This is a genomic window from Paenibacillus sp. LC231 (assembly GCF_001860525.1).
In the GTDB taxonomy this organism is placed as follows: domain Bacteria; phylum Bacillota; class Bacilli; order Paenibacillales; family Paenibacillaceae; genus Paenibacillus_AQ.
The window spans coordinates 1-13,913 of the sequence record NZ_JFOM01000017.1 but is presented as its reverse complement, the minus strand read 5'-3'; the positions used below and the strand labels follow the sequence as shown (position 1 = coordinate 13,913).

The window sequence follows — 13,913 nt, the reverse complement described above, 5'->3', positions numbered from 1 at the left end:
TCATGGAGAATATGAAGATTCGGGAAATGAAATTGAGCAGAATCCCAAATACGAAGGAACTATTCAGACAAGTATATGATCGCTTCCAGTGGGAGAACAAAGAGACCGAGCGATTCTTCACTTCTGAGCGAAACCCATTCAACCATCTGCACTGCCTGATTCTCTGTACGGATTGGTGCCCGGATGTCATATGGAATGTGCCTGTCCTATTTAAAATATTGGAATATAGCCGAATTCCGTCCGACGTGCTCATCATGGAAGATCATATGGAAACAATGGACCTATTTCTAACGGATGGCGGACGCGCACAGCCGATTGCTGTCTTCCTCCATGCAAGCCATGCAAGCACAGGAGAAGTACTCGGAACTTGGGGCGCTCGTCCGGCGTATATCCAGAACGTTATGGATGAGTTCAAGAGGAACCACCCCGATAAACAAGCTGCATCCTATCAAGAGCAACTGGACCAAACGTACATGAAGATCGGAGAGCTCTACCATGAGGGTAATGAATATCAGAGGGTCATGATTCAGGAAATAAGGCAACTGCTTGCTTCGTTTATACCTGATAGAATTACCGATAATAACCTGTGACCGCGTTTGGCATAAGCGTGATCCCCTCCCCTGATGAAGGTGTATGGTTTCTGACAGTGTCAAAGTTAAAAATGAACACACAGGATGAAATATATCACAATCCCGCTGCTTAAATCTTCCTGAATATGTTATCATTACTATCGATGAAGCCTTAGGGATTCACTGTTCCGGCAGCCTTTAATAAGGGTAATTCATCAGAAGTATACCATTCACCAAATTTCATTAACTCAGTACAAGGGAGCGAAACACTTATGACAAAAAATGAAGCTCAGCGTCCGTCCCGCGTGGTGATCATCGGTACAGGAGCTGTGGGAGCAACGACTGCGTACACCTTATTCTTACGCGAAAGAGTATCTGAACTGGTATTAATCGATGCGAACCATGACAAAGCGCTTGGTGAAGCCTTGGATATGAATCACGGCCTCCCCTTTGCCGGAGGCGTCAAGCTGTGGGCTGGAGATTACAGCGATTGCAAGGATGCAGACATCATTGTCATTGCCGCAGGCTCCAACCAAAGACCCGGCGAGACGCGAATTGACTTATTGAAGCGAAATACGGCAATATTTGACGATATTATCCAAAACATCGTGAAATACAATGACCACGGTATCATTCTTGTGGCTACGAATCCGGTGGATATTCTCTCTTACGTCACGTTGAAGAAGAGCGGCTTCCCGGTCAATCGCGTGATCGGCTCCGGCACCTTGCTGGATAGCGCCCGTTTCCGGTATTTGATTGGTCAAAACAAAGGCATTAATCCGCGCAGCATTCACGCCCATATCGTCGGGGAACACGGTGATTCCGAATTGCCGCTTTGGAGCATTGCCAACATCGCGGGGATCGGAATCGATCTGACTGACGGTGAAAAAGAAGACATTTTCGACCGCACCAAGAATGCGGCTTATGAAATCATTAACGCCAAGGGTTCCACCTCCTATGCAATCGCGTTGGCGCTCGATCGGATCATCGTCTCCATTTTGCAAAACGAAGGTTCCGTTCTCAATGTATCCACGCTGCTCACGGACTACCACGGTGTGTCTGATGTATACTTAGGCGTGCCTTGTGTGGTTGATCGTACAGGCGTTCGGGAAATTCTGAATCTCGAGTTTAATGACGAGGAACTAACCCAATTTCATGCATCTGCTAACAAACTGAAAGAGCAGATCTCCAACATTTTCGAATAAAACAAAGCAGGGCTTTCCGGATGTGTGATTCGGGAAGCCTTGTTCTTTTGGCTGAGGAGCGATGACATTACGATGTAGCTAGCCAATCAGTTCGTGGCATAAATAGAAAAGGCGCTGTAAAGCAGAAGCAATCCCATTAATATATTAAACGGGCGCTCATATCGGGATAACAGATGCTGGAACAGCGAACCGAATAACGCCCAGGTCATGTTGGCACAAATGCCGACAATCGTGAGCAATAACGAGTAGGATATCAACTGCGCATGGGAAGTAGAGATCGGCATAACGAAGGTTGATACGGCTGTTATCCCGTATAAAATAACCTTCGGATTCATGAACTGGAAGATGAACCCGAAATAAAAGGTATTGAATCCACGAGCCTTATCATCTGCATGAGAGGGCTTGCTCTGCATGATTTTTATGGCAAGATAGATCAGATACACGCATCCGATGATATTCATAACAAACCTGATCTTCGGGATGAATGGATATAATACCAGATTGAAATAGCTGGACAACAGCATAATGACCAAGCATCCAGCTGCTACCCCTCCGATAAAGCGCATCGTTTTCTTAAATCCGTGGCTCCGTGCATTCGTCATCGAAATGATGTTGTTGGGTCCGGGCGTAAATGACGCGACAATCGCATAGGTAAGCAGCGAAACGATGAACACGCGCTCCCTCCTTTCGCGTATGTTATAGTAGTAATAATTGTACGTTATAGCGTCTGTACGTTATGATTATACAATATGTATGTTATAACGCACAATCCAAAAAAGGCGGTGTTTGATGTTGAAGCCGATTCATTTAGTATTGGCGAATAATATGAAGCTGCTAAGGGAGCAAAGGAAGCTAAGCCTGGATAAAGTCGCGGAGATGACCGGAATCAGCAAAACGATGCTGGGCCAGATCGAACGAGGAGAATCGAGTCCCTCTATTACAACCGTCTGGAAAATCGCGAACGGGTTAAAGCTTTCTTTTACGTCTTTGATTAATGAGCCTCAATCCGAAACGGTCGTGGTATCCCAAGAAGAGGTGCAAGCGCTGGTGGAGGATCACGGAAAAGTTCGAATTTATCCTTATTTCCCTTTTGAGGAAGGGCGGCGCTTTGAAATGTATTCGTTAGAAATGGACTGTGGCGGTTATTTAAGTGCAGAGGCTCACATTGAGGGGACGGAAGAGTTTATTACTGTTTTCGAAGGAGAGCTCACCATTCGTGTCGAAAACGAGGAATATACGGTGACTCCTGGTAAATCCATTCGATTTAAGGCCGATAAACCGCATGTTTACCATAACTCCGGCGCCTCCATGAACCGATTAAGTATGGTGATCCATTATTCCAAATGAAAAAGCCGCAGCCCCTTCATAAGAGGGAGCTGCGGCTTCGTATAATAGTACTACGTTCATCTACGGAGTGAGTTCGTACTGACTACCCCGTAACGGGACAACCACTTGCGCCCCAGCAGACCTACGGCACGGTCCGTTATGAACCCCATCAATCCCAGACAAATCAAACCGACAAAAATCCAATCCGTACGGAAGAACAAACGTGAATTCCAGATCAGATACCCCACGCCTTCATTCGAAGCAATCATCTCTGCCCCGATAATCGCCATGAACGAGGTTCCCATGGCAAGCCGGATGCCGGTGAACATAAATGGGATCGTTGCAGGAATGATGACATGCTGCACAATCTGCCACTCGGATGCCCCCATGCTGCGGGCAGAGCGAATCTTATCCTCTTCTACGGATAACACACCCGTCAACGTATTTATTACCACAATAAAGAAGGTTGCATACAGAATAAGCATAACTTTCGATGTTTCCCCGATGCCGAACCAGACCAGAAACAAGGTGATGAAGGCAATCGGCGGAATGAACCGGATGAAATTGAGGAACGGTTCGGCGAAAGCGCGGATCGGCCCCACCTTCCCGATGATGAGTCCGGCCGGAATTGCAATCAGACTGCCAAGGGTCCAGCCGAGCAGCACCCGGTATGAACTGATCCCGATATACTGAATCAGGGTGCCGTCCATCAACAATTCATATCCGCCCTTGGCGGTATAGATAGGACCTGGCAGAATTTCGGGCCCATACGCAAGGGAAAGCAAATGCCAGACGGCAAGACCAGCAATCCACACCAAGATATGAAGCGACCATTTCTTAATTTTCTTGCTCATGGGTTCCCTTCCTCTCTACTCGTCAAAATGCGATTGAATTTGGTTATACAGCGCATGGAAAGCCGGATCAGATATATCTCTCGGATAGGCGAGAGGCACCTCGTAGATATCCGTTATTTTTGAGGACGGACCCGCTGACATGATGCCGATACGTCCTCCGAGTAGAAGAGCTTCCTGAATATCGTGCGTCACGAAGATGACGGTTTTATCCGTGTCCTGCCATATGCGTACCAACTCTCTTTGCATCGTCCGTCTTGTCATCGCATCCAATGCGCCGAAAGGTTCATCCATGAGCAAAATCGCTGGATCATTGGACAATACCCTTGCCAGCTGTACCCGTTGTTTCATACCGCCTGACAGTTCGCGTGGATATTTGCTCTCATGCCCCGCAAGACCCACTATCGTAATAAACTGACTGGATATGTCCTTTCGCTTTGCTGAAGGTATTCGCTTCATCCGAAGTCCAAATTCCACATTTTCTCTTACGGTCAGCCATGGGAACAAGGAGGAGTCCGCTTGCTGAAATACGACGGCGCGATCCTGGCCCGGACGGTCCACCTCCTTCTCGCCTACTCTCACCTGACCCGAAGTCTTGGATACAAAGCCGGCGATCAGACCAAGCAGCGTCGACTTGCCGCACCCGCTTGGACCCAACAGAACAAAGAACTCGCCGCCTTTTACCGCCAAGTTGACGTCCTGGATAATATAGTGCAAGTCACCTGCCGAGGTTTGCTGTGCGTAACTTTTATTCAACTGTTCAATATGGATTTCATTCTGCCTTGACGCTGCTCTCATCGTCTACATCTCCTCACTTCAGTTCAAGGACTCGATCCGGAAATGCTTCCCTCACCAAATCCAGATTCAGTTTTTCGTTCAGCTCGAAATCCTTTTCGATGATGCCGTTATCCACCATATATTCCTTCTGTCCCTGTAATCCTTCGTAGGCTTTTTCCGTAAAACCAAGATTCCATGGATTCTTCGGCAGATCCTTTAGCGTCGCTTCTCTCGGCTGCTTGACTTCTTCATACATCAAGTCCGCCGTTTCCTCCGGATGCGCCTGGGCATAAGCTGACGCCTCATCCAGCGCTTTCAGCAGCGCTACGAAACCTTTCTTGTTGCCGTTGAGCAATTCATTCGAAGCGATCAATCCGGTACCAAGCCTTACGGGTGTCTTGGACATATCCGACATTTCTTTGGCTTCGGTAAGCGCACCGAACTTCTCGTTCAGCACTGCTCCATATACCCAGGCGGCGTCAATGTCGCCTTTTTTGAGAGCTACATACGCCTCGTCGAAACCTCCCTGTCCGATCAGTTCCACATCCGAGAGCGCAACTCCGTTTTCGGCCAAATACACATCCCATAGATAGGGGATGAAAGTGCCTCTCGAGAAACTTAACCTCTTCCCCTTGAGATCCGCAGCGCTTCCAATCTCTTTACGAACGAACAGCTTCCATTCGCTCGCACTTAAATCCGTTGCCGTTCCTGATGAAGCAAAGATGGAGTAATCGCCTTTGCTGACAGCGTTCAGGAGCGGGAAGTCTGCTCCGAACGCAACGTCTACCTGTTTAATGAATAAGGAGTTCACGCCTTCAGCCGGCGTAGCGAAGTTTACCAATTCGGCATCAATTCCGTGTTTGTCGAAGAAACCCTTGCTCTTTGCTACACGAAACACGGTATTGGTTGAAATGTCTGCGATTTTCAGTTTGAGCCGATTCCCCTGCTGCTCACCCGAAGCATTGCCGCACCCGCTTAGCATACTCATGATAAGAATTACCGACAGCAGCCGAAAACTCCATTGCTTCAAAGATTGATTTCTACTCATCCCGATCCCTCTCTTTATGCACGACTTCATCCGTTCTGGCCACGCAAAGCGCTCCCTCACCGTATGAGATTGTACCTTCGACTTCCACGCTTGTAACGGCACCTCTCGGCGCGGCGCCCGGCAGACGGTAATCGGCAACATCCAGCGGGGCAATCTCCGTCTCAACGGGCAATTCAAGCTGAGGAACCCATTCATATGGAACCCGGTATGCGCGATAGACCATGTTGGAGTTGCGGCTGTTCTTATAAGGCGAAATATATTCCCACACCAGCTCGAAATCTCGTGTCACTTCGAATATTCGCCCGTCAGCCCCTTCGGTAATCAGGGTGTTGCCATTGGGAAGCCGCTGTGCCGAGCTGATATACGGGCTGTAAAAGCGGTAAGAGTCAAGCGGAGCCTGGAATCCGGCTTCCGTCGGCGTATATTGCCATTCAATCTCTAAAGTAACGGGGTTGATTTCCAGGATGCGCGAATGGTCACGCCGAGCTATTTTCAAACCATCCGCCGCTTCCGGATTCGGCTTTCCGTAACCGCCCCAGCCCCCATTATCAAAGATCAAAATGTTACCCTCGCCCGGAAGGCCCTGCGGTATGAGATGTGCATGATGCTGGCCGATAATCCAGCCGATATGCTTCGTTTCCTCCGTGGAATAATCCGGGCCAAGCTTCCAGACGATGTCCCCGGTTTTTTTATCAATGATGGCAATAATATTCGTTTCCCTAGCATCCCAGATTATATTATCGGGATGAAAGCGTTCGTCTCCCGCATCATAAAATCGGTTAGGCCCGAGCACCGAAGCCGAATTAATGTGCATCCAATCGCCCGCATGAGCTCCAAAGCCGCGGGTGTTCGGATCGCGGGATAATGCGAGCTTTGCATCCTCATCAAATCCCAGTTCATCAAAGTGATCGCTAACGGCCCATTCCCACACCACATTTCCTTCCCAATCCACTTCGATGATCGTATCATCCAGCAGCTCGATGTCGGATATCTCGGGACGCTTCACATTCTTGTGAGCCAGGATGAGCGTATTGCCCGAATCCACCTTCGGATCTTGCCCTGGAACATAATAACCGACGGGATTGCCCTCACGCTGATAATCGTGATGCTGGCGTGCCATCCACTGCGGCGGATGCCCCGGATCCTCTATGTATTCATAACGGTCAAATTTCCAGACGATATTGCCGTCCCAGTCGACCTGCACCAGATTGGTTTCATCCTGAAACCCGTATTTCGGGTCGCGCTCGGAGGTGCTTCCCAGCACGTAACCACCCGGAAACAGCTTGTTGGGAAATCCTCGAAGCCCTTTCCACAGATGAACCTCTCTCCCATTCATGTCAATGAGGAGAGCTCCTGTATCCGCTGCTTGATATATCGTGTAACCGCTCCAAGTCTTCTCCGGATTATAAACCGTTGTACCTGTTGGATAAATCGTCGGGTGTCCCATCGTCACAACTTCCTTTCAAATTTGATTTTTAGTAAGAAATAAAGGCATTTGATCGTTTCACGGAGCCACGATTACCTTGTGCATTTCTTTCGTTTGGCTCGGTAAATAATGCACACTGTTGAAGCACGGAATCCGAGAAACCTTCAAGATGTTCACTCAGCTGTTTAAAATAATGAATGAGTTCCCTGAGCTCCTCGTGCGAGAATGCGCCGAAGATGAGGTCAATCATATACCCGCCAACATTTTCATTACGCTGCAGCATCTCTCTTCCTGCTTCTGTAATATCTAAGGCAATCGCTCTCCGGTCCGTCTTGCTACGCCTTCTGATCGCGAACCCGGAAGTCTCCAGCTTATCGCATATCGCCGTTACAGCTCCGGATGTGAAGTCGAGTTGTTCCGCCAGCTCGCCAAGCCTCTGCTCTCCATTCCGGTATATCGTGTTGAGAATCAACAAGCCTGGCAAGGTTATGCCTTCTACCGAAATCTTGTCACGTTCTTTGACAAACCTGCGTACCACTTTGCGAAAATGCCAATCGGCCTCCTCCAACAAGTCCCAATTCTTATCTTCCATGTCGCTCCTTTCTCGGGTCATGAACCTCCGTTTGCCGGTCCTTATCCCCCATCGCTATCTCTTGAAAATACAGAAAGACCCCCATCTACCCCTTTCGTCGTACTAACGACAAAGGAGTAAACAGGAGCCTTTGGTGGACCAATCGGCTGACATTATCCTTCAATGCTAAGATAATGAATGATCATTTAATGATGACTGAAGTGGTGATTCCTGTGGCTAGATTAAACCAATTAATTCAACCTGTCAAGTAGGGATTAAACAAAATTCATCCATGGAGCAATGATTAGCATTATACAAACGACAACCGTGCACCCATTTGACGGATATGGTTGACGTCAGCAAACAAGATAAAATAATTGTAGAACGTTTCCCCGATTTGGACAGGGCGGGGATATCTTACGATCAGGGCGGACTGCTTATTCATCTCGGCTGGCTGATCGGCTGACGGGAAGATGAAACATGCGTCTTGATGTTGCACCTTCACATGGATAATCGTTGGTGATGAGCCGTAAGGCATTAATGGATGAAAAGCTTCAGCGTGGCATACTTCGGTAATAGGGTCACTTGATGAAATCGCGGATACCTGAAAAAAACCGTCGGCCCCTTCGTATCTTTCATCACTTACCTGACGCCAGTTTGCAGGATATGGAAAGGATACCCGGTAAACGAGGCTGGTGAAAATGTTTTCCGTAAGCCTTCTGGCGCGAGGAGACCACTGCACGGCGGTAATACGCCCGCCGCTGACAACGTTCACCGGCATCTGATCCCTGATATCCACGATCCAGAGCTGACTAGCGCTTTCAACACCTCCGCATCCCGACAAATACGCGATTTTCGTACCATCCGGCGACCACCCGACAGGGGTGGCAAAACAGTCGGAAACCGCAATCGTCCTTTGATTCTGTCCAGTGCGGCTGTCAATCTGGATAAGAGAATAATAATATGGCTCTTCATAAGCGGTTGCGCTGTAGGCGATGTTCTGGGAATCCGGTGACCAAGACGGAAAATAGTTTTTGGCGAGCGGTCCGCCTTCCAGCGTATAGACAGTTCCGGTTGCCAAATCGACAGTTGATATTATGGAGATGCTTGCACCTGGGAATGTATAGAGTGCGAAGGCACCGTCCGGGGATATCCGAACGTTATGGAGCGGTCCATTCGTATTCCGTGTGATTTGTCTCCGATTACTGCCATCGCTTTGCATGCGGAAGAGCTGCGTAATGCCACTGGCATCCGGAGCCGCAAATAGAAGCTCTGTACCCGAAGGGAACCATTGGACATCGCTAGCTCCAGGCTCTGAGATGGTATAGCTCCGATGTGTGAACGTATCATAAACGACGATTCGGCCATTTTTAACATAGACCAGAGAGCGATTGTCAGGAGACCAGTCCAACAGCGTGTAAGGTTCGATTTGGTCGATCCTGGCTACGGTATGCGTGGAGGTATCCAGCAAATGGACCACATTTCCAATTCCGATAAATGCAATCCTCCTGCTGTCCGGCGACCAATAGGGAACGGAGAATTCCGCGCCAAGTCCCCGGGTAAGTTGAACATGAAGTCTATCCTGCGGTCGGTACAGCCAAATGTCGAACGATCCGGCACGATTCGATGTATAGGCGATCCACCCTTGATCTAGATCATGAGAAACAGCTTGCAAGGCCAACATCCTCTCTTGAATCATCTGATACTTCAGATATATTCAGTGGAGGACGGTTAGGCGACCGTCCCGATCAGATTTATATCGAGCTTCTTCATCTTTATTTGAATGGCTCATCATGCGTAAGCGTCGTATTTTCGAACGAGCTGTTAGGCATTAAATTCAATTGCAGGGTTACCTGAAAACGTTGTTTCGGAATATTCGCCGATCGTGTATTCTGAGATGATTTTTGTCCAAAATGCCTGGGCTGACCGATTTTTTTCCAACCAGGCAATACTCCACTTGCCCTTAAACATTTCGAATACTTTAAAGGCTGCTTTCTTACCAATTGCCTGCTTTCGGTATTTTTTTAAGATGAAAAATTCCGCCATGGAGTACTTTCGAGAGGAATCCCTTGCTGTTTTTATTTCTCTCACCAATACAAATCCGGCCAGCTTCCCTGATTGTATAACAAAGTAAGGATACCGCCCCTCTTCCGTCCAGTAATGGTCTAAATACTTATAATCGTACAGACCATATTCATTAACGTCATTCTCACTCTCAGCTTCATATTGACTCATATCGTATTGATAGAGTTCCATGAGGTTACGTAATACTGTTTTCTGTTCATATGAAACCTTTAAAAGTTCCACCTGCCCACCTCCTTGATCTCTGTATGGATGTAAAAATATATTCAACATGGTGTATATGGATCCTACCCATATTTGAGAAAACGGCTGTCGAGGATCATTCTTTCATTGGTCATTATTTTCCTTTTTCTAGTATTGCTCACCACAATGATGATTGGTAGAATATAACAGTTGTATTATCGTACATATATAAGGAGAGGAACACAATGACAGTTCAACAACAAGCAGCAATGGATTCCATGATCGAATGGCTGGCAAATGAACGAGAGCTCGGTCATAAGCCCAGCAAAATCGAATTAGCGGGGGAATTTGATCTTCACGACATGCATTATTATATTTTCAAATATAAAAAGACCCTGTTTGGCAAATGGCTGGTCGGTGTCTGTGGCGGTTATGAAAATTCGTCAGACACCGAGCATTGCGGACATGTATTCAGTGCGATGCAGCCTTATCATTCTGCCACGGCGGAACAAGAAGCTGTAGCCATGGTTAACATGATTCGTGAGTATTGGATGAAGCAGGCGGCACTCTATGAGGCAGGGGAAGCTCCAGAGGATACCCCGATTGACTCCAATGAATCATCCGGTATATTTAACGGCTTCGTTCTGTTGAATTCATCGGAATGTGACCTGGAGCAGATCAAAGCAAATCTTCAGCACGATTGGAATATTTCCTCTTCCCTGGAGAATGGCAGCTCCGAAGAGGAAAAGGAAGGTATTCTGGTCTTTGAAGCAGACGGCTGCATGGTTGCGGTCAGCTTCGTTGATGCTCCGGTACCGGATGGCGAGGCTGAGCATTACGCGCAAGGAAACTACCTGTGGCCAGAGGCAGTAGAGGTAACCAAAACCCATGTCAGTCAGCTTATTCTGGCTGTGTTTTCGCGTGCTGCCTCCCCGCTTGATAGCGGCAGGATGTACACCAAGCTGGCGGCGAGCTGTTTGAAACTACCTAATGCCGTCGGTCTCTATTCATCCGGCACGGTATTTCAGCCCGAGCTCTTTGTGGAAATGGCTGAAACCATGAAAACCGACGATCCGTTTCCGCTGTTAAATCTCGTATACTTCGGGCTCGTACGCACGGAATCCGGAGTTAATGGTTATACCTATGGACTCAGAGCCTTTGATAAAGACGAAATCGAAGTGCTGGACAGCCAGGTAACACCTGCCGAGCTTCGTGAATTCCTGATGGATATATCTTTATATATCGTTGAACAGAACGTCACACTTAGGGACGGGGAAACCATCGGCTTTTCGGCGGAACAGAAGCTGCCGATAATGCGTTCCGAAGGGGTTTATCTTGATGGTGACACACTTAAAATCAAGTTCTGATTCAACGTAATCTCCCACATTAAAAAGCCTCTCCAAGTTATTTTGAATGACTTGGAGAGCCTTTCAAACTCTACAGCTTGTAATAGCGATTTTCCCTTGAGTTTTTTATAACCAGCCAAAGCTGACGCCTAGAGATGATACCCAGACTCGTGCAACGTGCATCGCTTGGAGGGCAATTACTCATCTTCCTCCTTGAGTGTCTGCGCATTTAATATATCCTCTGCAAACTGCAGCATGCCTTCGCTTTTCATAATGGCAATTCCCTTCTGCGCCTCGTCTCCCAGAACCACCAGGCTATCCCCGGGGCGTATATCGAATATGTCCCTGGCTTTTTTCGGAATTACGATCTGACCACGTTCCCCGACCCTGACCATTCCAAAAATATGTTTTCCCTTTGGCCGAAGGCCGATTTCTGAATGCTTATCGGAATAATGGACCAGATCATCCAGTACTACGCCATACAGATCCGCAAGAGCTGTACAATGCTGAATATCCGGTACGGTCTCTCCATTTTCCCATTTCGCAACAGCTTGTCTTGACACGCCGATCTTTTCGGCAACCTCTTCTTGCGTGAATCGGTGCATCTTTCGCAATTTCTTCAAATTCATATTAATCATATGGAGATCACATCCTTTGTTCTCATTATAAAGTCATTTTCCGAGTTAACCAGTAATTAAGGATAACATCTCATGTTGCTTTCAGTTGCGTCAGAACAGTCACACATGAAAAAAGCCCCCTTCTAGAAGGGAGGCTTTTTACGCAATTATGATTATGGTATTACGCCTGGATAAACAGGCTGAATTCCTGGCCGTTTTTGACCGGCTCCTGTGCCATGGTATAGCCGTGTTTAACGACTTCCTCCGGCACGTTCCGAAAAGCGGACGGACAGTCCGAAATGACCTGAAGCGTCTGCCCTTTTTTCATATCACGGAGTGTTTCGAGTGTGTAGATGACCGGGTAAGGACAAGATTCCCCCCGGAGATCCAGTGTGAAATCAACGGACATGGGTTGCATCCCCTTTCTTGAATCCAACGCCGAAGCGGTAGTTTTTTTGCCAGTATGCGGCGACAGCGAATCCGCCCCCAAGTACAAGCAGCGTAATTATCAATGCACCAGCCGGACCCATGACGGTGATCAGATTAACAAGCGAGCCGCTCTTCACGAGAAGGTTAAATACCCCCATATGATCCCATGCATATGCCAGAGCAGTTGCACCTATTATATTGCCGATAAACACGGGTAAAAAGACAACTTGTCCCTCCATCAGCCGGTACATCATGCCGGTTTCGCAACCTCCGGCCATAACAATACCCAAGCCGAAGAGCAATCCGCCGATAAAGGTGCTTGGGGCGGCAATTTTTGTAATCGGGTCCAGACCGTATACAAGAATAACGATAAGGGTAGCGACAGAGCTGACTGCCATACCGACGGCAATCGCTTTTGTCATCGTAGCCCGGCCGCTGATCCACAGATCGCGGAAAGCGGAAGTAAAGCAGATCTGCCCCCGTTCGATCAGAATACCGAATGCCGCTCCGAAAAGGGCGGCTGTCCCAAGCATCGTGCGACCTGTTGAGTAAAAGTATACGATCAGCGCGATGTACGCAAGACCTAGCACACCCCCCAAGAGGGGTTGCCGGTTCTTACCCGTTTTAACGGAAGGCGCGGTACCGCCCATTTTCAGGACGGGCTTCCCTTTCCACCATCTTGTGTTAACCAACCGAGCACCTAAAAAAGTGCCCGCGCCGGTAGCAACGATAAAGATCCAGGAATGAAGGGAGAATTGTGGGACGCCGGTAAAAAAGGCTGCGAGATTGCAGCCCAGAGCCAGCCGGGCTCCAAAGCCCGCGATGATTCCTCCGGCAAATCCCTGAACGTACCGCCGTTTCTGTCTCGGCATTCGGATCTTGAAATTGCTGCTCAGCAGAATCGTAATGAGGGCTCCGATAAACATGCCCCATACGATCCAGCCGTCGGTCCGCGTCCAAGTCGTTCCGTTCATATGTACGAGGTCGAAATACGCCCAATCCGACACATCCACCCCGATGAATTCCAGAATATGGCCCCCGAGACGGGTAAACTCACCGGTTACCGCCCACACCGTATGGGTGATTCCGAAGTAAACCGCGCTGAGAATACCGGCCAAAGCCATAACCAGATATGGGCTCCAATAACCTCCGAACCATGTTGAATATAACTTTTTCACTTGCCTCAATAACTCCTCTTCCTTAAAGTCACGACACTCATCTATGGCAAAACCCGCAATTTCCATTTTACTATAAAAACTGCAATGCGGGGATGATATTTGTTCATGTAATTACATCTTAAAAACAAAAAAGCCGCGATTGTGAACTGCACCCCAATTGTTAGACACATCTAACAGTTGGAGGTGCAGTTTTTTTATGACTAAATTTACTAAGGATAGCAAATTGGCATTAATTCAAGGGTATGACTCTGATCTTCGATCTCAGGGCGAATGCGCAGGTCAAATGGGCGTAACCAAGTCTCAAT

At 48.0% G+C, this 13,913-nt stretch carries 15 protein-coding genes; 4 read left to right on the top strand and 11 right to left on the bottom strand.

Going from position 1 to position 13,913, the window contains the following annotated elements; all coding sequences use genetic code 11:
• The first annotated feature begins 26 nt into the window (after positions 1-26).
• Positions 27-590, top strand: a complete 564-nt coding sequence (locus AK95_RS14120) for a thioredoxin family protein (protein WP_235613110.1) — start codon at positions 27-29, stop codon at positions 588-590.
• Between the two features lie 251 nt (positions 591-841).
• Positions 842-1,774 carry an L-lactate dehydrogenase gene (locus AK95_RS14115; protein ID WP_071220627.1) on the top strand — a complete coding sequence of 311 codons (933 nt, stop codon included), beginning with the start codon at positions 842-844 and terminating at the stop codon, positions 1,772-1,774.
• Positions 1,775-1,860: 86 nt separating this feature from the next.
• On the opposite strand, the gene AK95_RS14110 is transcribed toward AK95_RS14115, so the two are convergent.
• Positions 1,861-2,448, bottom strand: a complete 588-nt coding sequence (locus tag AK95_RS14110; protein ID WP_071220626.1) for a LysE family transporter — start codon at positions 2,446-2,448, stop codon at positions 1,861-1,863.
• A 118-nt stretch (positions 2,449-2,566) separates the two neighbouring features.
• Here AK95_RS14110 and AK95_RS14105 point away from each other — a divergent pair, with 118 nt between their 5' ends.
• Complete coding sequence (locus AK95_RS14105; protein ID WP_071220691.1) at positions 2,567-3,121, top strand: helix-turn-helix domain-containing protein; 555 nt, start codon at positions 2,567-2,569, stop codon at positions 3,119-3,121.
• A gap of 56 nt (positions 3,122-3,177) precedes the next feature.
• Here the strand turns inward: AK95_RS14105 and AK95_RS14100 are convergent, their stop codons facing one another.
• The 7 genes from AK95_RS14100 to AK95_RS14070 form a co-directional block, all read right to left on the bottom strand.
• Positions 3,178-3,954: an ABC transporter permease gene (locus AK95_RS14100; protein ID WP_071220625.1), complete on the bottom strand. Its 777-nt coding sequence runs from the start codon at positions 3,952-3,954 to the stop codon at positions 3,178-3,180.
• Between the two features lie 15 nt (positions 3,955-3,969).
• Positions 3,970-4,749: an ABC transporter ATP-binding protein gene (locus AK95_RS14095; protein WP_071220624.1), complete on the bottom strand. Its 780-nt coding sequence runs from the start codon at positions 4,747-4,749 to the stop codon at positions 3,970-3,972.
• Between the two features lie 13 nt (positions 4,750-4,762).
• On the bottom strand, positions 4,763-5,716 hold the full coding sequence (locus tag AK95_RS14090; protein ID WP_481855850.1) for an ABC transporter substrate-binding protein: 954 nt from the start codon (positions 5,714-5,716) through the stop codon (positions 4,763-4,765).
• 52 nt (positions 5,717-5,768) lie between these two features.
• Positions 5,769-7,223 (bottom strand): aryl-sulfate sulfotransferase, encoded by a 1,455-nt coding sequence (locus AK95_RS14085; RefSeq protein WP_071220622.1) that lies wholly within the window; start codon positions 7,221-7,223, stop codon positions 5,769-5,771.
• A 28-nt stretch (positions 7,224-7,251) separates the two neighbouring features.
• On the bottom strand, positions 7,252-7,794 hold the full coding sequence (locus tag AK95_RS14080; RefSeq protein WP_071220621.1) for a MarR family winged helix-turn-helix transcriptional regulator: 543 nt from the start codon (positions 7,792-7,794) through the stop codon (positions 7,252-7,254).
• A gap of 289 nt (positions 7,795-8,083) precedes the next feature.
• On the bottom strand, positions 8,084-9,457 hold the full coding sequence (locus AK95_RS14075; RefSeq protein ID WP_071220690.1) for a PD40 domain-containing protein: 1,374 nt from the start codon (positions 9,455-9,457) through the stop codon (positions 8,084-8,086).
• Positions 9,458-9,597: 140 nt separating this feature from the next.
• On the bottom strand, positions 9,598-10,080 hold the full coding sequence (locus tag AK95_RS14070; protein WP_071220620.1) for a GNAT family N-acetyltransferase: 483 nt from the start codon (positions 10,078-10,080) through the stop codon (positions 9,598-9,600).
• 203 nt (positions 10,081-10,283) lie between these two features.
• On the opposite strand from AK95_RS14070, the gene AK95_RS14065 reads away from it, so the two are divergent.
• Positions 10,284-11,405, top strand: coding sequence for a DUF4261 domain-containing protein (locus AK95_RS14065; protein WP_071220619.1), 1,122 nt, complete (start codon positions 10,284-10,286; stop codon positions 11,403-11,405).
• Between the two features lie 176 nt (positions 11,406-11,581).
• Here the strand turns inward: AK95_RS14065 and AK95_RS14060 are convergent, their stop codons facing one another.
• The 3 genes from AK95_RS14060 to yedE all read right to left on the bottom strand — a co-directional run bounded on the left by AK95_RS14060 (position 11,582) and on the right by yedE (position 13,608).
• Positions 11,582-12,022 (bottom strand): helix-turn-helix domain-containing protein, encoded by a 441-nt coding sequence (locus AK95_RS14060; RefSeq protein WP_071220618.1) that lies wholly within the window; start codon positions 12,020-12,022, stop codon positions 11,582-11,584.
• Positions 12,023-12,182: 160 nt separating this feature from the next.
• Positions 12,183-12,410, bottom strand: a complete 228-nt coding sequence (gene yedF, locus AK95_RS14055; RefSeq protein WP_015735163.1) for a sulfurtransferase-like selenium metabolism protein YedF — start codon at positions 12,408-12,410, stop codon at positions 12,183-12,185.
• Complete coding sequence (gene yedE, locus AK95_RS14050) at positions 12,400-13,608, bottom strand: selenium metabolism membrane protein YedE/FdhT (RefSeq protein ID WP_074961842.1); 1,209 nt, start codon at positions 13,606-13,608, stop codon at positions 12,400-12,402. The genes yedF and yedE overlap by 11 nt, the downstream gene beginning before the upstream one ends.
• Positions 13,609-13,913: the final 305 nt, after the last annotated feature.